Source organism: Pseudoflavonifractor capillosus, assembly GCF_016902575.1.
Taxonomy (GTDB): domain Bacteria; phylum Bacillota; class Clostridia; order Oscillospirales; family Oscillospiraceae; genus Enterenecus; species Enterenecus capillosus_A.
The window spans coordinates 1-19,177 of record NZ_JACSNZ010000032.1 but is presented as its reverse complement, the minus strand read 5'-3'; the positions used below and the strand labels follow the sequence as shown (position 1 = coordinate 19,177).

Below are 19,177 nucleotides of genomic sequence, written 5' to 3'. Positions count from 1 at the left end.
TTCCTCCTCCTGAGTGTTTTACGGAGTTGAAATCTCCATGAGCATTATACACCTTTATCCAATCCCTGAGCTGTGCACGATTCCCAATATGATATTTTCTGCAAATATCTGCCAGACTTCCTATGCCAGACAGATAATCCTCCACGGCCTGCCTCTTTAACTCCGGTCTGTACACATGGTTTTTGCGCGATAGAAATGCATCTACCCCATCTGCCTCATAGTTGCGTATCCATTGATTGACTGTCTCACCTGAAACCTTGCCTCTCCGAGCCGCTTCACTTATGCTGATCTGTCCCTTGAGATAATCTCGTATAATCTTGATCTTTTCTTCTACACCTAACTTTTGCTTCCTTGGCATGACAATGCTCCCTCCATGATTGACAGTGTTTTATTTCACTGTCTCTCATAGAGGGAGCATATCAGTAATCTAATCAGAGGGCTTATTTTACTTTAAATTTCTTCTTTTTAGTAGTAATCAATTTTATCAATACATCGTCAACACCATCGGTGTACTTGCCTTGACTGATGAGCGCATTCTTTAAATTGATAAGAGCATTTACAATGCTGTTGTATTCTGAAACGGTCAAATATAGATGATATTTAGAGCTTCTCATAATAACACCTCCTGATGACTTTACTATATGTCATCTGTGAAAAATGAAAAAGTATGCGATTAGATTATAGCATTTGAGCAGGGCATAACTCACCAATTAGAAACAAGTAATATAGGCAAAACCAAGTTGTCAACCGCCTTGTCTGTTAGCAAGCTTTTTTGCTCCAAAAATGGTCGTGTTAGCAGAGAGGCTGATTTTGTTAGCAAAACGGCAAAAATCTTGCTAATTTTTGTTAGCAGACCAACCGCCTGAAAGTTGAGTGTTCCAGAGTTAATAAAAAACCGGCTTGCTAACATTTGCTAACAGGATTTTGGCTAAAATGTAAAATGGGCAAAAATCAAAAAAGCCTGAAAACCCAGTAAAATCAAGGCTTTCAGGCGTTGTTTGTGGCACCCCCTGCGAGAATCGAACTCACAACTAACCCTTAGGAGGGGTTTATTATATCCATTTAACTAAGGGGGCATTTGCAAAATCTATAATAATATTAAGTTGTAAACGAACAGATTGTCAATCGCCTTTCCTCCAAAGGCGGATGTCAAAACATATTCTTAGGAGGGGCTTGTTATATCCATTTAACTACGGAGGCCTATACATTTGTCCGGTGGTTTCCACTGCTTGGTATATTGTACTCACTTGAGACCAAACTGTCAATGCGGCACAAGAAGTTTTCTGGATTGACCCGGGTTTTCTCCCCTTCTGCCGTTGCAATTCGTTGTTTTTCGGGATATAATGAATGGCTGTATGTAGATTTCGGCTGTAACCCCCAGCCTTATGATAAGGAGAACGACAGATGCAAAACGAAAAATTGCGCAACGTAGCCATCATTGCCCACGTTGACCACGGCAAGACCACCTTAGTGGATGAGATGCTCAAGCAGGGCGGCATCTACCGGGAGAACCAGGCCACCGTGGACCGTGTCATGGACTCCAACGACCTGGAGCGGGAGCGTGGCATCACCATTCTGGCCAAGAACACCGCCGTGCACTACAAGGACACCAAAATCAACATCGTGGACACCCCGGGCCACGCCGACTTCGGCGGCGAGGTGGAGCGTATTTTGAAGATGGTCAACGGCGTTATCCTGCTGGTGGACGCCGCTGAAGGCCCCATGCCCCAGACCCGCTTCGTGCTCTCCCGTGCCCTGGAGCTGGGCCACCGTGTCATCGTGGTGGTCAACAAGATCGACCGGCCCGACCAGCGCATCCACGAGGTGGTGGACGAGGTGCTGGAGCTGCTGATGGATCTGGACGCCACCGACGAGCAGCTGGACTCCCCCACCCTCTTCTGCTCCGGCCGTCAGGGCACCGCCTCCTACTCCCCCGACGTGGCCGGCACCGATCTGGTGCCCCTGTTCGAGACCATCTTGGAGTACATTCCCGCTCCCGAGTGCGACACCGAGGCTCCCTTCCAGATGCTGGTCTCCTCCATCGACTACAACGACTTCGTGGGTCGTATCGCCATCGGCCGCATTGAGCGGGGTACCATCAAGCAAAACCAGGAGATCGTGGTGTGCAACTACCACACCCCCGACGAGGCCAAAAAGGCCAAAGCTGTCAGCCTGTACACCTTCGACGGCCTGGCCCGTACCCCCGTCACCGAGGCTTCCGCCGGTGAGATCATTGCCATGAGCGGCATCGGCGACATCACCATCGGCGACACCATCTGCGCCAAGGACGCTGTGGAGCCCATGGAATTTGTCAAGATCTCCGCCCCCACCCTGGAGATGACCTTCTCCGTCAACGACTCCCCCTATGCCGGCCGGGAGGGCAAGTTCGTCACCAGCCGCCAGCTGCGGGATCGTCTGTTCCGTGAGACCCTCAAAGATGTGTCCCTGCGGGTCACCGAGGTGGAAAGCTCCACCGACTCCTTCAACGTGGCTGGCCGTGGCGAGATGTCCCTGTCCATCCTCATTGAGACCATGCGCCGGGAAGGCTACGAGTTCCAGGTCTCTCCCCCCCGTGTGCTCTACCAGGAGATTGACGGGGTCAAGTGCGAGCCTGTGGAGCGAGTGGTCACCGATGTGCCCGCCGACAACGTGGGCGCAGTCATGGAAAAGCTGGGCGCCCGCAAGGCAGAGTTCCTCTCCATGACTCCCGTGGGCAGCCGCATGAAGCTGGAGTTCCTGGTGCCCTCCCGTGGCCTGTTCGGCTACCGCAACGAGTTTTTGACCGACACCAAGGGCGAGGGCATCATGGCCTCCGTCTTTGAGAAGTATGTGCCCTACAAGGGTGAGATCCAGCGGCGCAACACCGGCTCCCTGGTGGCCCACGAGACCGGTGAGTCCGTGGCCTACGGCCTGTTCGCTGCCCAGGATCGTGGCGCTTTGTTCATCGGCCCCGGCGTGCCTGTGTACGAGGGCATGGTGGTGGGCGTGTGCCCCAAGATGGAGGACATCACCGTCAACGTCTGCCGGAAAAAGCAGCTGACCAACATGCGTGCCTCCGGTTCCGACGAGGCCCTGCGCCTGGTGCCTCCCCGCATTCTGTCCCTGGAGCAGTGCCTGGAGTTCCTGGCCGACGACGAGATCCTGGAGGTCACTCCCGAAAACCTGCGCCTGCGCAAGCGTATTCTCAACCATGAGCAGCGCATGAAGGCCCAGAAGGGAAAAAAGTCTTAAATAAGAGCTGAAAAAGGCGCTGCCAGCTTGGCAGCGCCTTTTTATCCTGTCAAAAACTTCAATCTATTCGAGACGGACCGATGATCTCTCATAGTTCAAAAGCCCTCGGCAGAATTTTCCCGCCCAGGGGCCGGAAAATAAATGAAAATCCGTTTTTTCCGGGGACATGCGCATCGGGAAAAACACTTCTCAGCCCGCCAGTGTGGCCTTGGGTCGTCCTTTGACCCAAGGATGCATGCAGCGGGCTGCATTCCCTCTCAAAAATGGTTGCATTTTTGAGATTTTAGTACATCATATTGCTGAACAGCCCGGAGATGATATTGGACACCCCAACATCCTCAAACTGCTTGAGCATCTGACGGATGGTGACGGTCTCCCCATTCATGGACAGGGCAATGCCGCCCACCGCCTGCATCACCATGGTGGGAATCAGCCACCAACTCACCAGCAGCACCACCGCAGCCCCTGCCAAATAGCACAGCCAGAACATTCCCTTGTCCTGCTCTCCGCACACCACCTGGGCAGACAGGCTGCCAAACAGCACGGCGCTGAAACACGCCAGCGCCACCAGGCCCAGCCCCAGCTCCAGGGAGAACAGGGAGCAGAGGAAGGCCAGCGCCAGCACCACCGTGGTCACACCGCCGTTGGCGCTGTTGGCAATGTACACATCCAAAATACTGCTGCTGCTCTTAAAGATGCGGCTGAGCACAAAGAGCACCAGAGTAAACAGGGCCATGCCCACCACTGCAATCAGCAGTCCGTACACAATGCAGCCCAGGGCATTCCCCTTTACTGTCATGGCAGCACTGCTTCCAAGCATACTGCTCAATGCCCCCAAGGCTCCAACTGCACTGCGCAGGATGCCGGCCACCTTCCCCACCATGCTCCACAGCAAAGCGATGACCACCACCACCCGGATGACCGTCAAGGTGATTGCCAGGGTGAGATTCTTCTCCGCCACAGCGGTGCGCACCGCCTGAACCGGGGAGGCCAGATACTGAGAGAAAAAGGGCTTCAGGCTCTTGGCTGCGTGGACTGTGGTGTCCCGCATCTGCTTTCCCATCTGGGCAAACTGCTGGGCCTGCTGCGAGGGCTGTCCCCCGGGCTGACCCTGCCCGCCCTGGGCCTGATACCCGTAGCCGGTCTGCTGCTGACCCGCACCCGGCTGCTGTTGATACCCATACCCGGACTGCTGGGAATCACCTGCCTGCTGCTGATAGCCATAGCCAGGTTGGCTTTCCTCTGCCTGCCCATAGCCATATCCCTGCTGACCGGACTGGGGGGGCTGGGGCGTGGACTGCTCCGGCTGGGCAGGCTGGCTCCACATCTCGGGTTGAGGCGTGGCCTGTTCCTGCTGCTTTTGCTGGGCCTGGGGACAGGTACACTGCTGCCCATCCTCCAGTTGGCTGCCGCAATACTCACAGAACCGCATAAAATCTCCTCCTCTTTTCGGTCTGCCCTGGACGGGCAGAGTTATGTGATCTCGTTCGTGGAATTTCCACAACTTTCGACTGTTATTATCCTATCACTTTTGTGAGCAAAAGTAAATACATCTTTTTAACCCGGCTGTTTTGCCCGGCCCGCTTCCTTTCTTGCGGGGACGAGGCCACCATGGTATAATAGCCGCAAAACGGCTATGATACCGGGATTTTAATGGCCGTTTTTCTCGCCCCTTGCGGGGCAACCAAAAAACATGGCATGATACCATTCCGGCCTTTCCGTCACGGTATCACAGCCGCAAAACGGCTATGATAAAGGAGCTTCTATGAATATTTTTCTGCATATCTGCTGTGCCCCCTGCTCGGTGGCCTGCATTCAGCAACTGCGGGAGGAGGGGCACACCCCCACCGGCTTCTGGTATAACCCCAACATCCACCCTTTCCTGGAGTACAAGCAGCGCCGGGACACCCTGCGCCAGTACGCCCAAGAGATTGACCTGCCTTTGGTGGAGGTGGACGACTACGGCCTGCGGGAATTTACCGCCGCCGTGGCCGCCAACTCGGATGCCCGATGCTCCTGGTGCTATGCCCGCCGGTTTGAGGAGACCGCAAAAACCGCCGCAGAACGGGGCTTTACCGCCTTCACCTCCACCCTGCTCATCTCCCCCTACCAAAACCGGGAACTGATGTGTGAAATTGGAGCCAAGGTGGGAGAAAAGTACGGGGTGGAATTCCTGCCCTACGACTTCCGTCCCCGATTCCGGGACGGTCAAGAGCAGGCCCGGGCGTTGGGTCTGTACATGCAAAAATACTGCGGCTGCATTTACAGCGAGGAAGACCGCTTCTCCAACCGTCGAAAAAAGCAGCTGCACAAGCTGCATAAACAGCAGGCTGCCCAGGCAGCAGAGGGGAGATGACCGCCATGGCACTGCAAAAAGGACAGATTTATCCCGCACACATAGAAAGCTACGCCAGCGACGGCACCGGGGTAGCCCGCATTGACGGCATGGTGGTCTTTGTCCACGGGGCAGTGGCAGGGGAAGACGCAGACATCTGCATCGAGCACGTGGGCCACAACGCCGCCTGGGCCCACATTGTCACCCTCCGCACCCCCTCTCCCGCTCGGCAGGAGCCGGACTGCCCTCACTATGATAAGTGCGGGGGCTGCCAATTCCGCCACATGACCTACCAGGAGGAGCTGGTGGCCAAGCGCCAGCGGGCGCAAGACGCTCTCCACCGCCTGGGCGGGCTGGACTTGCCCGTGTCCGCCATCCATGGCGCCCAAAACACCCAGGGCTACCGCAACAAGGTGCAGTTCCCCGTCAGTGAAAGTGGCATCGGCTACTATCGCTCCCGCACCCACCAGGTCATTGACATCCCCCACTGCCACCTCCAGCCCCAGGTGGACAGCCTGTGCCGTCAGGTGGTGGCGGATTGGATGAAGGAGTATTCCATTCCCCCTTACCAGGAAAAGACGGGCAAGGGACTGGTGCGCCACCTGTACCTGCGCACCAATCAGGCGGGGCAAGTGCTGTGCTGCCTCATCATCAACGGCAAGCAGCTGCCCCACGCCGACCAGCTGGTGGACGCTTTGAAAGCCGCCGTCCCCTCCCTGGTGGGTGTGGTGCTCAGCGTAAACACCCGGAAAACCAACGTAATTTTAGGGCAGGAGTACCGCACTGTGTGGGGCCAGGACTGGCTGGAGGAGACCCTGTGCGGCCACACCTTCCGGCTGTCCGTCCCCTCCTTCTTCCAGATCAACCAGCCCCAGACACAAGTGTTGTATCGGCGGGCGGTGGAGTTTGCCGCCCTCACCGGAACCGAGACGGTGGTGGACTTGTACTGCGGCATTGGCACCATCTCCCTGACCCTGGCTCCCCACGCCGCCCAGGTCATTGGGGTGGAAGTGGTGCCCCAGGCCATTGAAGATGCCAAGGAAAACGCCAGACGCAACGGTTTGGCGGACAAAACCCGCTTTTTGTGCGGCGATGCCTCCCAACTGGCTGTGCAGCTGGAGCAGGAGGGCATCACCCCCGACGTGGTGGTGGTAGACCCACCCCGGAAGGGCCTTGCCCCCGACGTGGTGGACACCATCGCCCGCATGGCACCCCCTCGGGTGGTGTACGTCTCCTGCGACCCCGCCACCCTGGGCCGGGATTTGAAGCGGTTTGCCGCCCTGGGCTATGAGGCCTGGCGAGCCGAGGCGGTGGACTTGTTCCCCCGCACGGCCCACATTGAGAATGTCGTCTCCCTGCACCGGGCCACCCCGTCCGCCCTCCAACCGATTTCCACCCAAGAGGAACCAACTTTATGAAAAAACTGAATGCAAAGCAGCTCCTCTCCGTCTCCCTGACCCTGTTTGCCATCTTTTTCGGGGCAGGAAACATGATCTTCCCCCCGGCCATGGGACAACTGGCGGGCACCAACTTTGTCTCAGCCCTGGCGGGTTTCATACTCACCGATGCAGGCATCGCCATTTTGGGCATGATCGCCGTGGTGCTGGTGGGCTCGTCCATGAGCGATTTGGGCTCCCTGGTGAGCAAAAAGTTTGCTGTTTTCCTCTCTGTGGGCATTTACCTGCTCATTGGACCCCTGTTTGCCCTGCCCCGCACCGGCAGCGCATCCTTTGAACTTGCCCTGCTGCCCTACATTCCTCAGAAATACACCTGGGTGTTCTCCCTTCTCTTTACTGGGTGCTTCTTTGCCCTCACCCAGTGGGCAAAAGCATATCTGCCCCTGGATTCCCTGGGCCTTGGATGGATGCTCCCAGCCCTGTTGGGGGTATGTGTGGGGTTGCTGCCCTGTTGGCCAATGAATCGAAGAAATCTTCGTGGATGATTTCAGCCCTCGAAACCGTTGGTGTGAGCTGGACTGGAAGATTGGCAAAGCATACTGGGGCAATGGCTATGCCGCAGAAGCCGCCACTGCGGTGATTCGCTACTTGCTGGACCAGGTTGGGTTCCACCGGGTGCAGGCCAAATGCTGCGTAGATAACTCCGCTTCCCAGCGGGTCATGCAAAAAGTAGGTATGACCAAAAAAGGGGTTTTGCGAGACTATTTTTTCTCCAAAGATGGCCGTTGGAGAGATGTGGTACTGTATTCCCTGGTTAACGGTCATGGAACCAGCTCCCCATGATCCTCCCCCCGCTCCCTCCGCCCTCCCGGCGGAGGGCCTTTTTATTTTCCCACTTGTGCCATGGTGTCAAATGTAGTAAAATTATTAGTAATCTTGTTGTCCATTCTCTGTATGGAGGTGTGTCACCATGGCAACCTTAAAAGAAATTGCTTCCATCGCCGGGGTTTCCCAGGCCACGGTCTCCCGGGTGCTCAATCAAGACCCCTCCCTGAGCGTCACTGAGGAGACCCGTAACCGGGTCGTGCAAACCGCCCGTGACCTGGGCTATCGCACCGTGCAGCAGCGCTACCAGGCCTACCAGGAGGCCGAAACCCCCGCCGCCAAGCCCCAGGAAGTGGTGGAAAAGCGCATTGGCATTGCCCAGATGTTTGAACATCAGCAGCTTTTGGAGGACATCTACTACCTGACCCTGAAAAATATCCTGGATGAGGTGTGTTTTTCAAAGAAATGGACCACTGTACCCCTTCTGCGCAATCAGGATGGGCACTTTGTCAAGCACGATGACCAGCCCCTGGACGGTGTGGTAGCCATTGGCCGATTCACCCAGGAGGAGATCACGGACTTCCACCGCTACACCCACAACATCGTGTTTCTGGACTCCTCCCCCGACGAGGAGCGGTATCACAGCGTCGTCCCCAACTATCATCTGGGGGTGCGCCAGGTACTGCGCTGCTTCTGGCAGCGGGGATATCAGCGCATCGCCTACCTGGGCAGCGTGTACACCTTCGGCAACACCAAGGAGCTGTCCATGGACCCCCGCTTCTACTACTACAAAAACTCCTTGCTGGAGCGGGAGCGCTTTGACCCCGACTTGGTCATAGACTGCGAAATGAACTCCAAAAGCAGCTATGAGGCCACGATCGCCTATCTGGACAGCGGAAAGCCCCTGCCGGAGGCCATCTTCGCCGCCAGCGATGTGGTAGCCCCCGGGCTGCTCAAAGCCCTGCGGGAGCGGGAGATTCAGGTGCCGGAGCAGATGGGGATCATCACCTTCAACAACACCCCCCTCTCCCAGCTGTCCCAGCCCCCCCTGTCCTCGGTGGAGGTGTACATGCAGGAAAGCGCCCAGGCCGCTGTGCTCTGCCTGGAGCTGTTGTGGCAGAACAAGAGCCACCCCAAGAAGATCACCATCTCCTGCCGCCTGGAGCAGCGGGGCAGCGTGTGATAACCTCACCGTCCCACCAAAAGGGCCCCCATGTGGCCACATAACCGGAAATGCAGAGGATTTTTTCCTCTGCATTTTTCATAATTTCGAGTAATTGTTTTAGTAAATATTTTACAGATTTTTTACTCACGAGGTATAATATTTAGTAAATATATTGACGGAGTATACCCTGAGTGCTATCATTGTCGATACATTGAACAAAAATAGCGGAGGAGGGCCGCCATGAGTATTGCAGTTAGCCGAGAGCGAGAGATGTTCCTGCTCAGCACCAAATCCACCAGTTACGGATTTGGCATCGACGACCAGGGCCTGGTGAGACACCTAACTTTGACCTGATGGAGCGCAGCGTGGTGGTGAAAAACCGTACGGACGCTCCCATCCAGATGGAAAAGCTCCACAGTGGGCAGTTCCACATTCCCTATGAGGGTCTGAACTTCTCCAACGTCCATGGCCACTGGGGCGCTGAACAGCAGCGGTTTGTGCAGAAGGTGAGCTACGGCAAGATCGTCATAGAAAACCGCCGTGGCATTTCCACCCACAACCACAACCCCACCCCGGTGCAGTACCACGGGCAGACCCTCACTCCCTTCCAGTGCATGATTCTCCCTGTGCAGTAAATATAGAAGTCTCTGTCCGAGATAAGTATTGGTATGTATAACTGACCTTTTTATTCATTTTTTATGAATGCCCAATGAAAAGGAGCAAGGTGTATCGACCTTGCTCCTCCTATGGGATATACTATTCAGTTCAACTAATTGGAATTGGCTTACTTCTTCTTTCCAAAGAACAAGGGAATTGCACCAAATATAATTGCAACGACAAGAGATATCATCGTTTTGAAAAACACCATATGGGTGATACTCTTAAAGAATATTTCTATCGGTTCTGCTTCTAACTTAATTCTCATGCCAGGGATTGCAAAGCAAATAATCAAATACGTTGAAATAAAGGCAATCAAAAACAACACTATGGATACAGTTTTCTTTTTCATACAAACACACTCCTTTGTCAAATACAAGTTTGTCTAACTGTTCCTTGTCTATATAGACGAAAAGAACAGCAAAAAGTTCCGAACTATGGCTATATTATAGCATACTTCGGTCTATTTGTCTCATTCCAAAAACGAAATTTAAACTTTTTTTAGCCCAAAAGCCCTTTCAAGTCAAAGGATATCGGCTTGTCCCTAAACTTGGCAAGCGGTATTTTCTTAGTCTGATTGGATAACAGAGTGATAATATCATAGGCTTGGTCAAGATAGGATTTGTCCTTGTTCTTTTCAATCCAATAGAACAGAGCCAAATAGTAGTCGAGGAACTTTGAACTTACACCGTGATACAGATACATAAAATCACTAATGTTGTGGTGGTAGCCGTTGATATGACCGAGACTGTACCCACCGCTTGTATGTTTTCCACTTGGGATTTGCTTTAAGGGTATCTTATGCTTGTTGGCTACCGTCTTATATGCTCTGTGGCTATCTGCAACCAAAACAGTATCTTTTGAGAAGTGGGGGACAAGGGCTTGTTCGATATGAGTTGGCTGTATTCTGCCGACACAAACAGTCTGCAAAAAGTGGTTTTTATCCCTGTCCACACAAGACAGACAGCATACTTGCTGATTGCTGATACCTCTCTTTTTCTTCTGCTGTTCGTTCAGAGTTTTTAGGACTTGAATGACTTTTTCTGTATCCATACGGTTTAGGGCATTAGAGAACTTCTCTTGTGACTGCAAATCATCTTCTTCAACAAAGTTCAGCAACTCGTTTCTATCCAACTTTGCATTTTTGTGGAGGGAATGCAAGAACTCAGTATCAAATCCTTGTTTCTCAACATATTCAAGTTTCTTATCTAACTTTCTATGGGTGTATGGCATTCTGCCAAGTGTACCCAAGAAGAACATAGGGTCTTTTATATCCTTGAAAGACAAGGGATAGTAATACTCGTCACTCTCTGCCAAACTTCTGAAATCGTCCTGATTGCTGACAAGCTGATGGAGAACAGCACATATCCTATATCTGTTGTGTAATACTGTCTGTTTGTTGATACGGAGATTTTTGGCTATGGTACGGCAACTCTCACCTTGTAAGGTCAACTTGATAAACTCAATCCATTTGCCAATAGACATTTTGGAGCGAAAGGCAACTGTGCCGTTGGTATCTCCAAATGTCTTTTGACAATCCTTGCAGAAATATCTCTGTCTGCCATTTCTTGTTCCGTTCTTGATAACCTTGACAGAACCACAAATAGGGCAGACAACAGTATCCAAGTCTTGGTTTTGGGCATAACTTCTCCGTTCTCTGCAACATTGATAGAATACCTTTTCTTCCTTTGTCAGTTTGGATTTGGCACTCCGCTTTATTTGCAGAGCGGTGATTAACTCTTGGATTTGCTCGTCTGTAAAATCAGCAATAGCAATTTGTTTATGAATATCTTTGTAATTGGAATGAAAATTAGACATAAAGTACCCCCACAAAATTGTTTTTGTAAGGGAATATAACTTTTTATGTCAGCTACAATTCTGTTTATGCATAATTTTCTGTGAAAATGTATATTTTTGCTCACCAATACTCATCTCGGACAGAGACATATAGAAAGGATGTGTCGCAAAAGCTGTGACACATCCTTTCTTCTTTCTTATGTGGAGGGGGATGCCTCTCCCCTACCACCACCAGCTAATTGTTTGTGCGTGCTATATCTGAATCTTCACATACTCCCCATCGTGACCCTCCACCTCCACCAGAGTCCATCGCCGATGACGGTGGCGGAAGCGATGGAATTCTCTGACGAACACCATCAGCTGCTGCTGAGTCACATGCACCCCGTATTTCTTCCGTGGGTTCCGGGTTCATCTCCCCAATTTATATGGGGGTCATCGGATTTTTTGCAGGGCGGACACCACCCGCCGCTGCACCGGAGTCTGCTCCCGGCGGGGGTAGGAACGCTCATACCACCACTGCAAGTCCCGGGCCTGCTCCGAGGTCAAGCCCTTGAGGTAGGGCAGAACCGCCCCGTGCACCGCCACAAACATCCAGTACACCGTGGGGTCTGCTTTGTGCTCCAGGGGCTGGCGGAGCACATACTCCACCGCCTCCCGCCGCTGCTCCTCTCCCACCTGGGCCAGGGCCTGCTCCACCCCCTGGGCAAACTGCTGGTGAAAGGAGTTGGAAGCCGGGCCGCCCATCAGCCCGTAAGCCCCCTGAAAGGGCCGTTTCTGGTTGTGGGGCTGGGCCGCCTGCTGCACATAGTCCCGATATAGCTTCACAAGTTCTTCCATGTCTTTCCTCCTGCACATGCCCTGGTCTCGGCTTATTTCCCCCATTGTAGCCTCTCTCCACCCCCGCTGTCAACGCCTGGATATTGGGATGACGTAAACAAATTGTAACCATTCTTAACCCTTCTGTTGTTGTTCCGCAGGATTGATGTATATATAATGATGTCATCATGAAAAAGGAGGTCTCTGTATGCGTCGGACATCACTGTGTATGCTCTCTATGCTGCTGTGTGGGGTTTTGTGTGCCTGCACTGCCGCCCCCGTCTCCCCGGATACGACCTCCAACCGCTCCTCCAGCCAGACTCTGACGGGCACCTATACCCCTGCCCCGGCGGCTACGGACAACATTCCCAATCAGTCCTGGGACATCCCCGCCTACCAGCCGGATGTGGAGACGCCCCTGTCCTATCAGCTGGACGGGGCCACCTACACCGCAAATGGGCTGCGCCATTACAGCCTCCAGGGCTATTCCATGGTCTACGATCCCGCCATTTTTACCCGACAGGGCTGGGAAGACGGAGATTCCTTTATGGTGGGGCCTGGTAACTACCTGTCAGTCAGCCGCATCAACGGCATGGATGCCGCCACCGTGCGTCAGGGCCTGATTCTCCAGGAAAACATCCCGGATCTGGGCCAGCAGGTGACCGTAGGCAGCCAGAACTACACCGCCCATACCCTGGTGGTCAGCCCCCAGGACGGCATTTACCGTCAGTTCTGGATTTTAGAGCTTTCTGACCACAGCACCCTGTTGGTGGAGCAATCCTATGTGATGGACAGTGAGGATGCCGCCCTCTACCATGGTCTCCAGCTGGCCATGCTGGACACCCTCACCATAGAATGACCCGCACCCCACAATGGGTCTGTTGCAAAATTGTGATTTTGCAACAGACCCATTTTTTTGCAAAGTGGCTTGCAATCGGGGTATGATATGGTATACTCATTGGGCTGAATGGACTGAATTTCCGGGAAGGAGACATGGGGCATGAACTACGAATTGCTGGTGGAGAGCTGGTGTGAGCTGGGCCTGGGGCTGCTCCACTCGGGAGCAGAGATCTACCGGGTGGAAGACACCCTCCACCGCCTGGCTCGGGCCTATCACCTGAAGTGCGAGGTATTCGCCATTCCCAACTGCCTGATCGTCTCAGTCACAGACCCCGATGGCCGCGTCCACACCCGAATGCGGCAGGCCACAGTGTCCGGCACCGATATCGAGGGCATCGAGCGCTTCAATGCCCTGTCCCGGCGCATCTGTGCAGATCCCCCCCAAGACCCCCAGCAGGTGCTGCTGGAGGTGCGGCAGACCGCCGCCAACATCCGCCGCTACCCTGTCAGTTGGCAGCTGGTGGGCTATTTTGTGGGATCTGTGTTCTTCTCCCTGTTCTTCTCCGGTGGCTGGCTGGAGTCTCTGGTGGCCGGAGTGTCCGGCCTGCTGTGCGGTATGTGTATGCTGGCCCTGAACCGCACCCGCTCCAACTTCTTCATCAACACCATGGCCAGCGGCTTTGTCCTGGCCCTGGTGGTATATGTGGCCCTGGGCCTGGGTCTGCCCATCAATCCCGGCACCGCCGTGGTGGGCTCCATCATGGTGCTGGTGCCCGGCCTGGTGTTCACCAACTTCATGAGCAACCTGCTCACCGGGGACATTGTCTCCGGCCTGTCCACCTTCACCCGGGCAGTGCTCACCGCCGGGGCCATCGCCTTGGGCACCGGCGCTGCCATAGCTCTTTCTCAGCAGCTGTTCCCCTCTGCGGTGGGTCTGACCACTGTGCTGGTATACTCTCCCCTGGAATACTGCTTTTTTGCCTTTATGGGGTGTCTGGGTTTCTGCCTTTTGTACAACGTCCGGGGTATCGGCTCCATTCTGTGCTGCCTGGGCGGTGCGCTGGGGTGGGCGGTGTATATGCCGGTGATGTGGCTGACCGGCAACAATGTGTTTATTTCCAACCTGGCAGCCTCGGTGGCCGTGGCCATCTACGCCGAGGTAATGGCCAGACTGCGCAAGTGCCCCAGCATCTCCTACCTGGTGGTGTCTTACTTCCCCCTGGTGCCCGGTTTCACCGTGTACCAGGCGGTGGACTACGGCATCCGGGGAGAATCCCAGCTGTTTCTGGAGACCTTGATTCGCACCTTCGGTGTCTCCGGCTGCATTGCCCTGGGCACTCTGCTGGTGTCCACCGCCCTGCGCATGCACTATGCAAGAAAGGAAAGGCCTTGCCTATGAGCCGTTACCAAACCGTCCTATTGGACGCTGACATGACCCTGCTGGACTTTCAACGCTCGGAGCGGGAAGCCTTGCACCAGGTCTTTACCCGCCGGGGCTATGACTTTGGCCCCCAGGAAGAGGCCCTGTACCAAAAAATCAACAACGCCCTGTGGGACGCCTTCGCCCGGGGCGAGATCGACCAGGACTTTCTGGGGGTGGAGCGGTTTGCCGCCTTCATGCGGGTCAAGGGCGGCCACCACGACCCCAGAGTCTGGAACCAGGAATTTGTCAACACGGTGGGCCAGGGCGCCTATCTGCTCCCCGGCGCCTGGGACTTTTGTGAGAAGCTCAAAGCCATGGGATTGACCCTGGCCATCGCCACCAACGGCATGCCCAATGCCCAGCGGGGCCGCTATGAGCGCACCCACCTCAACACCCTCATCCCCCACATCTTTATCTCCATGGAGCTGGGGGTGCAAAAGCCCATGCCCGGCTTCTTTGACAAGGTCTGTGATGCCCTGCATATCACCGACCGCTCCACGGTGGTCATGGTGGGCGACGGACTGGGCAGCGACATCCTGGGCGGTAACCGCTCCGGCATCGACACCATTTGGTATAACCCTCACAATCAGCCTCTCTCCGGCCCCGCTCAGCCCACCTATACCGCCGGATCTTACCACGATATCATCCATATTCTGGAATCATGAATTTTCATGACTATACCGTTTTTTCGCCGAATTTAATACTCTCATAATACTTTGTTACCGCTTTGTTGTTGACCCCCCACTCCCTGCGTGATATCATGAGTTAAACCCAGCGGAAAACAAGGAGATTTGTACTATGAGTCAAAAACCTCGTGGATTTTCATATGTCTTGGCAGCACTGTGTTTGGCATCTGTGCTGTCCGGCTGCGGCTCCACTGCCCAGGCCCCTTCATTCACCCCCCAGGCAGACCCCACCACCGGGCCCAATCGCCCGGCGGCGGTGACGGCTGCCCCATCCCAGCCCACGCCCGAGCCTGACTCCGATCCTACTTCTGAAGCTACCCCCGCTCCCACGGAGAAGCCCGTTGCCACACAAGCGCCCGTTGCCACACAAGCGCCCGTTGCCACACAAGCGCCCGTTGCCACACAAGCCCCCCACCAGGAGCCCAGCACCCCCTACCAGTTTGGCACCTTTGTGGAGGAGACTGCTCGGGTGGATGACAGCTGGTTTGGAACCGCCGCTTTCATTGGCGACTCCCGCACGGAAGGGTTGAAGGCTTTCAGCGGCCTGAAGTACGGGGACTTTCTCTTTTCCCGGGGCATGAATGTGTTTCGAGTGGACAGCCCAGACTACAAGGTAGTCTCCATTGACGGCAAGGACTACACCATTCTGGAGGCTCTGGCTCTGAAGCAGTACCAGAGCGTGTATATCATGATGGGCATCAATGAGCTGGGCTATCCTCTGGCGAGCTACCGCTCGGGGCTGTCCAAGCTGTTGCAGCGGGTGAATGAAATCCAGCCCAACGCTGTCATTTACCTGCAAACTCTCCCCCCTGTCAACGAGGAAACAGCCCAAAAATACAAGCTCAACGCCTCCATCAACAACAGCAATGTGGCCGCCTTCAACCAGGTGATCGTGGAGCTGGCCGCTCAGTACAAGGTAGTTCTGGTGGACACCGGAGCGGCCTATCGGGATGAAAACGGATCCCTGCCGGCGGATCTGGCCTCCGACGGCGTGCACTTCTCCCCCGGCGCCTATCGTCGCTGGGTGGATTATATGGCCAGCCACACCATGAGCTTCCAGCGCTTTGACCAGAGCCGGAAGCAGGGATAATTTCCAGATATCTTAGAGGAGTGTTTACAGATATGAGACAGAAATTGGCTTTGCTCCTGGCTGGCCTGCTGGCCGTGGGCCTGGTGGGCTGCTCCCCCGCACCGAAAGAGGAAAAAAAGCCCTCCGGCTACACCGTAGAGGAGGCTCAGGTGCTGCTGGACTCCGGTGTGTTCTCCGGAGAGATGCAAGAAATTGATTTGGACACCTTGGCGATGCTCTACGACATTGACCGGGAGTCCATCCAGAGCGGCGTGGGCTATCTGGCGGTGAATGCCTCGGTGAGCGCCGACGAGCTGGCCATCCTTGTTCTGAAAGACGAGCAGGCCGCCCAGGCCGCCGAAACTGCCTGTGAAAAGCGGCTGGACAAGCAGCTCAAAACCTATCAGGACTACGCCCCCGCCGCTGTGCCCTGCCTGGAAAATGCGGTGATTCGCCGGGTGGACAACACGGTGCTGATGGCCGTGGGAGATCCTGCCAAGCTGCCCGGCGTGGTGGATCAGCTGGGGAACTGAAGACATGAAAAAGGATGCACGCTTCCACTGCGTGCATCCTTTTTTCATGTTCTCAAATGAATAACGAAAAATGAAAAATGAAGAATTATGGTGTGCCTGCGGCACGGATTTCATAAGGGGCAGGGACTGGAGGGCCTGCATTCTTCATTATTCATTCTTCATTTATCATTCATCTCACCTGTCCGTTGCCCCGGACGATGTACTTATAGGTACACAGCTCGCAAAGCCCCATGGGACCCCGGGCGTGGAGCCGCTGGGTGGAAATGCCCATCTCACAGCCCAGGCCGAACTGGCCCCCGTCGGTGAAGCGGGTGGATGCGTTCCAGTACACCGAGGAGCTGTCCACCTGGGTGGTAAACATCCGGGCGGCCTCCTCGTCAGCGGTGATGATGGCCTCGCTGTGGCCGGTGGAATGGGCATTGATGTGGTCGATGGCCTGCTCCACGCTGTCCACCACACCCACAGCCAGGATGTAGTCCAGAAACTCTGTGTCGAAATCTCCTTCTCCCGCCATGGTGCCGGGGATGATGGCTGCCGCCCGTGGGTCCAGGCGCAGCTGCACCGGGTTTTCCACCCGCTGCTCCACCAATCTCTCATAGACCATGGGGAGGAACTGCGCCGCCACATCGGCGTGTACCAGGCACACCTCACAGGCGTTGCACACCGAGGGGCGGGAGCACTTGGCATTCTCCAGGATGTTCAGGGCCATATCCAGATCCGCCCCTTTGTCCACGTACACGTGACAGATGCCGGTGCCCGTCTCGATGACGGGGACGGTGGCCTGCTCCACACAGGCCCGGATCAGTCCCGCTCCCCCCCGGGGAATGAGCAGATCCACCAGGCCGTTGGCCTGCATCAGTTCCGTGGACGAGGCCCGGGTGGTGTCCTCCACCAACACCACAGCGTCGGCGGGCAGGCCCGCCTCCTGTAAGCCCTCTTGCAAGGCCGCCACAATGGCGGCAGCGGACTGGTGCGCCTCCTTGCCGCAGCGCAGCACACAGGCGGAACCCGCCTTCAAAGCCAGAGCGGCGGCATCTGAGGTGACGTTGGGCCGACTCTCATAGATGATGGCAATGACTCCCATGGGGCTGGCGGTCTTTTCGATCACCAGTCCGTTGGGGCGCTGCTCTCGCCGCAGTACCTGACCCACCGGGTCGGGCAGGTCTGCCACCTCCCGCATCCCCTGTGCCATGTCCCGGATGCGCTGCTGGTTGAGCAGCAGCCGATCCACCATCACCGGAGCGATGACCCCCTGGGCACGCTCCACATCCTGGGCATTGGCAGCCAGAATATCCTCCATGTGGGCCTCCAACTGATCCGCCATGCGCAGCAAAGCCTGATTTTTCTCCTGGGTGGTGGCCCCTGCCACCTGCTTTTTGGCCCCTTTGGCCCGGTGCAGCAATTCCTGGGTGGTCATGTTCATTCCTCCTTGCCAGCGCAAAACCGGGTTCCCACCGGCTTGCCCTCTACCAAATCATACAAAAGCTCCGGGTGCTCCCCGTGGGCAATGACCATGTCGCACCCCTGCTCCATCACCATCTGGGCGGCCCGCAGCTTGGTGGCCATACCGCCGGTGCCCAAGGCACTGCCAGCGCTGCCAGCCAGAGCCATTATTTCCGGGGAAATATGGTCTACCCTGTCAATCAGTTGGGCATCGGGGTTTTTGTGGGGATCGGCGGTGTACAGGCCACGGATATCGCTGAGCAGCACCAGCACGTCCGCCCTCACACTGCATGCCACAATGGCCCCTAAGGTATCGTTGTCCCCCACCTTGATCTCGGCGGTGGCCACGGTGTCATTCTCATTGATGATGGGCAGCACACCCATCTCCAGCAGCCGCTCCAGGGTGTTTTGGAAGTTTTCCCGCCGATCCGGGTGGTCGATGTCCTCTCCCGTGAGGAGGATCTGGGCCACGGTGTGGTTGTACATGGCAAAAAGCCGGTCATAGGTGTACATCAGCTCACACTGCCCCACGGCGGCTGCGGCCTGCTTGGTGGGCATATCCTGGGGCTTGCCCGGCAGATTCAGCTTGCCCACCCCCATGCCAATGGCGCCGGAGGAGACCAAAATGGTCTCGTGCCCTGCATTTTTCAGGTCAGAGAGCACCTTCACCAGCCCCTCCACATGGCGGATATTCAGCCGTCCGGTGGGATGCGCCAAGGTAGATGTGCCAATTTTCACTACAATTCTCATATCTGTTCCTCTCGCTTTAGTGTGCTAGATTACAGGTATCATACCACGGAGAGATGAAAAAAGAAAGGGTCTGCTGCAAAATTATCATTTTGCAGCAGACCCTTTTCAGACTGTCGAAAAACTTCCAAAACATCCCCGCATCTGGTAAAATGGTATCAGATGTGGGGGTGTGCTTTATGGAGCAATGGAGAAAAGATTCACGAAAAGAGG

At 55.3% G+C, this 19,177-nt stretch carries 21 protein-coding genes and 1 tRNA gene; 12 read left to right on the top strand and 10 right to left on the bottom strand.

Annotated elements, in window-relative coordinates; genetic code table 11:
* The 3 genes from H9X86_RS09185 to H9X86_RS09175 form a co-directional block, all read right to left on the bottom strand.
* On the bottom strand, window positions 1-358 hold a 358-nt coding region (locus H9X86_RS09185; protein WP_204901236.1), incomplete at its 3' end, for a helix-turn-helix domain-containing protein.
* Between the two features lie 82 nt (window positions 359-440).
* A complete protein-coding gene (locus tag H9X86_RS09180) occupies window positions 441-614 on the bottom strand; it encodes a hypothetical protein (RefSeq protein WP_204901234.1) in 174 nt (57 codons plus the stop codon).
* 387 nt (window positions 615-1,001) lie between these two features.
* Window positions 1,002-1,076 (bottom strand) — tRNA-Arg (locus H9X86_RS09175).
* A 328-nt stretch (window positions 1,077-1,404) separates the two neighbouring features.
* On the opposite strand from H9X86_RS09175, the gene typA reads away from it, so the two are divergent.
* Complete coding sequence (gene typA / locus H9X86_RS09170) at window positions 1,405-3,231, top strand: translational GTPase TypA (protein WP_204901232.1); 1,827 nt, start codon at window positions 1,405-1,407, stop codon at window positions 3,229-3,231.
* A 283-nt stretch (window positions 3,232-3,514) separates the two neighbouring features.
* On the opposite strand, the gene H9X86_RS09165 is transcribed toward typA, so the two are convergent.
* Window positions 3,515-4,663: a hypothetical protein gene (locus tag H9X86_RS09165; protein WP_204901231.1), complete on the bottom strand. Its 1,149-nt coding sequence runs from the start codon at window positions 4,661-4,663 to the stop codon at window positions 3,515-3,517.
* 333 nt (window positions 4,664-4,996) lie between these two features.
* Here H9X86_RS09165 and H9X86_RS09160 point away from each other — a divergent pair, with 333 nt between their 5' ends.
* From H9X86_RS09160 to H9X86_RS09135, 6 genes are all read left to right on the top strand, one after another.
* Window positions 4,997-5,587 carry an epoxyqueuosine reductase QueH gene (locus H9X86_RS09160; RefSeq protein WP_204901230.1) on the top strand — a complete coding sequence of 197 codons (591 nt, stop codon included), beginning with the start codon at window positions 4,997-4,999 and terminating at the stop codon, window positions 5,585-5,587.
* A gap of 5 nt (window positions 5,588-5,592) precedes the next feature.
* Window positions 5,593-6,984, top strand: coding sequence for a 23S rRNA (uracil(1939)-C(5))-methyltransferase RlmD (gene rlmD / locus H9X86_RS09155; RefSeq protein ID WP_204901229.1), 1,392 nt, complete (start codon window positions 5,593-5,595; stop codon window positions 6,982-6,984).
* Window positions 6,981-7,508: a branched-chain amino acid transport system II carrier protein gene (locus tag H9X86_RS09150; protein ID WP_204901228.1), complete on the top strand. Its 528-nt coding sequence runs from the start codon at window positions 6,981-6,983 to the stop codon at window positions 7,506-7,508. Before rlmD ends, H9X86_RS09150 begins: the two co-directional genes overlap by 4 nt.
* Entirely contained in the window at window positions 7,501-7,806 is a 306-nt protein-coding gene (locus H9X86_RS09145; protein ID WP_204901227.1) for a GNAT family N-acetyltransferase, read from the top strand. Before H9X86_RS09150 ends, H9X86_RS09145 begins: the two co-directional genes overlap by 8 nt.
* Before the next feature lie 127 nt (window positions 7,807-7,933).
* Window positions 7,934-8,971 carry a LacI family DNA-binding transcriptional regulator gene (locus H9X86_RS09140; protein WP_204901226.1) on the top strand — a complete coding sequence of 346 codons (1,038 nt, stop codon included), beginning with the start codon at window positions 7,934-7,936 and terminating at the stop codon, window positions 8,969-8,971.
* A 353-nt stretch (window positions 8,972-9,324) separates the two neighbouring features.
* Window positions 9,325-9,588, top strand: coding sequence for a glycoside hydrolase family 36 N-terminal domain-containing protein (locus H9X86_RS09135; protein ID WP_204901225.1), 264 nt, complete (start codon window positions 9,325-9,327; stop codon window positions 9,586-9,588).
* 149 nt (window positions 9,589-9,737) lie between these two features.
* Here the strand turns inward: H9X86_RS09135 and H9X86_RS09130 are convergent, their stop codons facing one another.
* The 4 genes from H9X86_RS09130 to H9X86_RS09120 all read right to left on the bottom strand — a co-directional run bounded on the left by H9X86_RS09130 (window position 9,738) and on the right by H9X86_RS09120 (window position 12,244).
* On the bottom strand, window positions 9,738-9,962 hold the full coding sequence (locus H9X86_RS09130; RefSeq protein WP_118428373.1) for a hypothetical protein: 225 nt from the start codon (window positions 9,960-9,962) through the stop codon (window positions 9,738-9,740).
* 149 nt (window positions 9,963-10,111) lie between these two features.
* Window positions 10,112-11,428: an IS1595 family transposase gene (locus tag H9X86_RS09125; protein ID WP_204901223.1), complete on the bottom strand. Its 1,317-nt coding sequence runs from the start codon at window positions 11,426-11,428 to the stop codon at window positions 10,112-10,114.
* A gap of 231 nt (window positions 11,429-11,659) precedes the next feature.
* The gene (locus tag H9X86_RS12745; RefSeq protein ID WP_275962509.1) at window positions 11,660-11,788 is read right to left on the bottom strand and encodes a hypothetical protein; all 129 of its coding nucleotides are present in this window, start codon (window positions 11,786-11,788) and stop codon (window positions 11,660-11,662) included.
* Window positions 11,789-11,839: 51 nt separating this feature from the next.
* Window positions 11,840-12,244, bottom strand: coding sequence for a hypothetical protein (locus H9X86_RS09120; protein WP_204901222.1), 405 nt, complete (start codon window positions 12,242-12,244; stop codon window positions 11,840-11,842).
* A gap of 187 nt (window positions 12,245-12,431) precedes the next feature.
* Here H9X86_RS09120 and H9X86_RS09115 point away from each other — a divergent pair, with 187 nt between their 5' ends.
* From H9X86_RS09115 to H9X86_RS09095, 5 genes are all read left to right on the top strand, one after another.
* Entirely contained in the window at window positions 12,432-13,082 is a 651-nt protein-coding gene (locus tag H9X86_RS09115) for a hypothetical protein (RefSeq protein WP_204901221.1), read from the top strand.
* 141 nt (window positions 13,083-13,223) lie between these two features.
* On the top strand, window positions 13,224-14,462 hold the full coding sequence (locus H9X86_RS09110; RefSeq protein ID WP_204901220.1) for a threonine/serine exporter family protein: 1,239 nt from the start codon (window positions 13,224-13,226) through the stop codon (window positions 14,460-14,462).
* On the top strand, window positions 14,459-15,151 hold the full coding sequence (locus H9X86_RS09105) for a YjjG family noncanonical pyrimidine nucleotidase (protein WP_204901219.1): 693 nt from the start codon (window positions 14,459-14,461) through the stop codon (window positions 15,149-15,151). Before H9X86_RS09110 ends, H9X86_RS09105 begins: the two co-directional genes overlap by 4 nt.
* 133 nt (window positions 15,152-15,284) lie before the next feature.
* Window positions 15,285-16,262, top strand: a complete 978-nt coding sequence (locus H9X86_RS09100) for a GDSL-type esterase/lipase family protein (RefSeq protein WP_204901218.1) — start codon at window positions 15,285-15,287, stop codon at window positions 16,260-16,262.
* A 32-nt stretch (window positions 16,263-16,294) separates the two neighbouring features.
* Window positions 16,295-16,774 (top strand): DUF4358 domain-containing protein, encoded by a 480-nt coding sequence (locus tag H9X86_RS09095; protein ID WP_204901216.1) that lies wholly within the window; start codon window positions 16,295-16,297, stop codon window positions 16,772-16,774.
* A gap of 169 nt (window positions 16,775-16,943) precedes the next feature.
* On the opposite strand, the gene H9X86_RS09090 is transcribed toward H9X86_RS09095, so the two are convergent.
* Entirely contained in the window at window positions 16,944-18,191 is a 1,248-nt protein-coding gene (locus H9X86_RS09090) for a glutamate-5-semialdehyde dehydrogenase (protein WP_243416908.1), read from the bottom strand.
* A gap of 2 nt (window positions 18,192-18,193) precedes the next feature.
* A complete protein-coding gene (gene proB, locus H9X86_RS09085) occupies window positions 18,194-18,967 on the bottom strand; it encodes a glutamate 5-kinase (protein ID WP_204901214.1) in 774 nt (257 codons plus the stop codon).
* Window positions 18,968-19,177 lie beyond the last annotated feature (210 nt).

What these genes read in the sequence shown, in the direction of transcription:
- H9X86_RS09090 (WP_243416908.1), bottom strand. Translation starts at nt 18,191, where the DNA reads ATGACCACCCAGGAATTGCTGCACCGGGCCAAAGGGGCCAAAAAGCAG.
- H9X86_RS09150 (WP_204901228.1), top strand. Translation starts at nt 6,981, where the DNA reads ATGAAAAAACTGAATGCAAAGCAGCTCCTCTCCGTCTCCCTGACCCTG.
- H9X86_RS09105 (WP_204901219.1), top strand. Translation starts at nt 14,459, where the DNA reads ATGAGCCGTTACCAAACCGTCCTATTGGACGCTGACATGACCCTGCTG.
- proB (WP_204901214.1), bottom strand. Translation starts at nt 18,967, where the DNA reads ATGAGAATTGTAGTGAAAATTGGCACATCTACCTTGGCGCATCCCACC.
- H9X86_RS09140 (WP_204901226.1), top strand. Translation starts at nt 7,934, where the DNA reads ATGGCAACCTTAAAAGAAATTGCTTCCATCGCCGGGGTTTCCCAGGCC.
- typA (WP_204901232.1), top strand. Translation starts at nt 1,405, where the DNA reads ATGCAAAACGAAAAATTGCGCAACGTAGCCATCATTGCCCACGTTGAC.
- H9X86_RS09120 (WP_204901222.1), bottom strand. Translation starts at nt 12,244, where the DNA reads ATGGAAGAACTTGTGAAGCTATATCGGGACTATGTGCAGCAGGCGGCC.
- H9X86_RS09130 (WP_118428373.1), bottom strand. Translation starts at nt 9,962, where the DNA reads ATGAAAAAGAAAACTGTATCCATAGTGTTGTTTTTGATTGCCTTTATT.
- H9X86_RS09100 (WP_204901218.1), top strand. Translation starts at nt 15,285, where the DNA reads ATGAGTCAAAAACCTCGTGGATTTTCATATGTCTTGGCAGCACTGTGT.
- H9X86_RS09115 (WP_204901221.1), top strand. Translation starts at nt 12,432, where the DNA reads ATGCGTCGGACATCACTGTGTATGCTCTCTATGCTGCTGTGTGGGGTT.
- H9X86_RS09110 (WP_204901220.1), top strand. Translation starts at nt 13,224, where the DNA reads ATGAACTACGAATTGCTGGTGGAGAGCTGGTGTGAGCTGGGCCTGGGG.
- H9X86_RS09095 (WP_204901216.1), top strand. Translation starts at nt 16,295, where the DNA reads ATGAGACAGAAATTGGCTTTGCTCCTGGCTGGCCTGCTGGCCGTGGGC.
- H9X86_RS09125 (WP_204901223.1), bottom strand. Translation starts at nt 11,428, where the DNA reads ATGTCTAATTTTCATTCCAATTACAAAGATATTCATAAACAAATTGCT.
- H9X86_RS09160 (WP_204901230.1), top strand. Translation starts at nt 4,997, where the DNA reads ATGAATATTTTTCTGCATATCTGCTGTGCCCCCTGCTCGGTGGCCTGC.
- H9X86_RS09165 (WP_204901231.1), bottom strand. Translation starts at nt 4,663, where the DNA reads ATGCGGTTCTGTGAGTATTGCGGCAGCCAACTGGAGGATGGGCAGCAG.
- rlmD (WP_204901229.1), top strand. Translation starts at nt 5,593, where the DNA reads ATGGCACTGCAAAAAGGACAGATTTATCCCGCACACATAGAAAGCTAC.
- H9X86_RS09180 (WP_204901234.1), bottom strand. Translation starts at nt 614, where the DNA reads ATGAGAAGCTCTAAATATCATCTATATTTGACCGTTTCAGAATACAAC.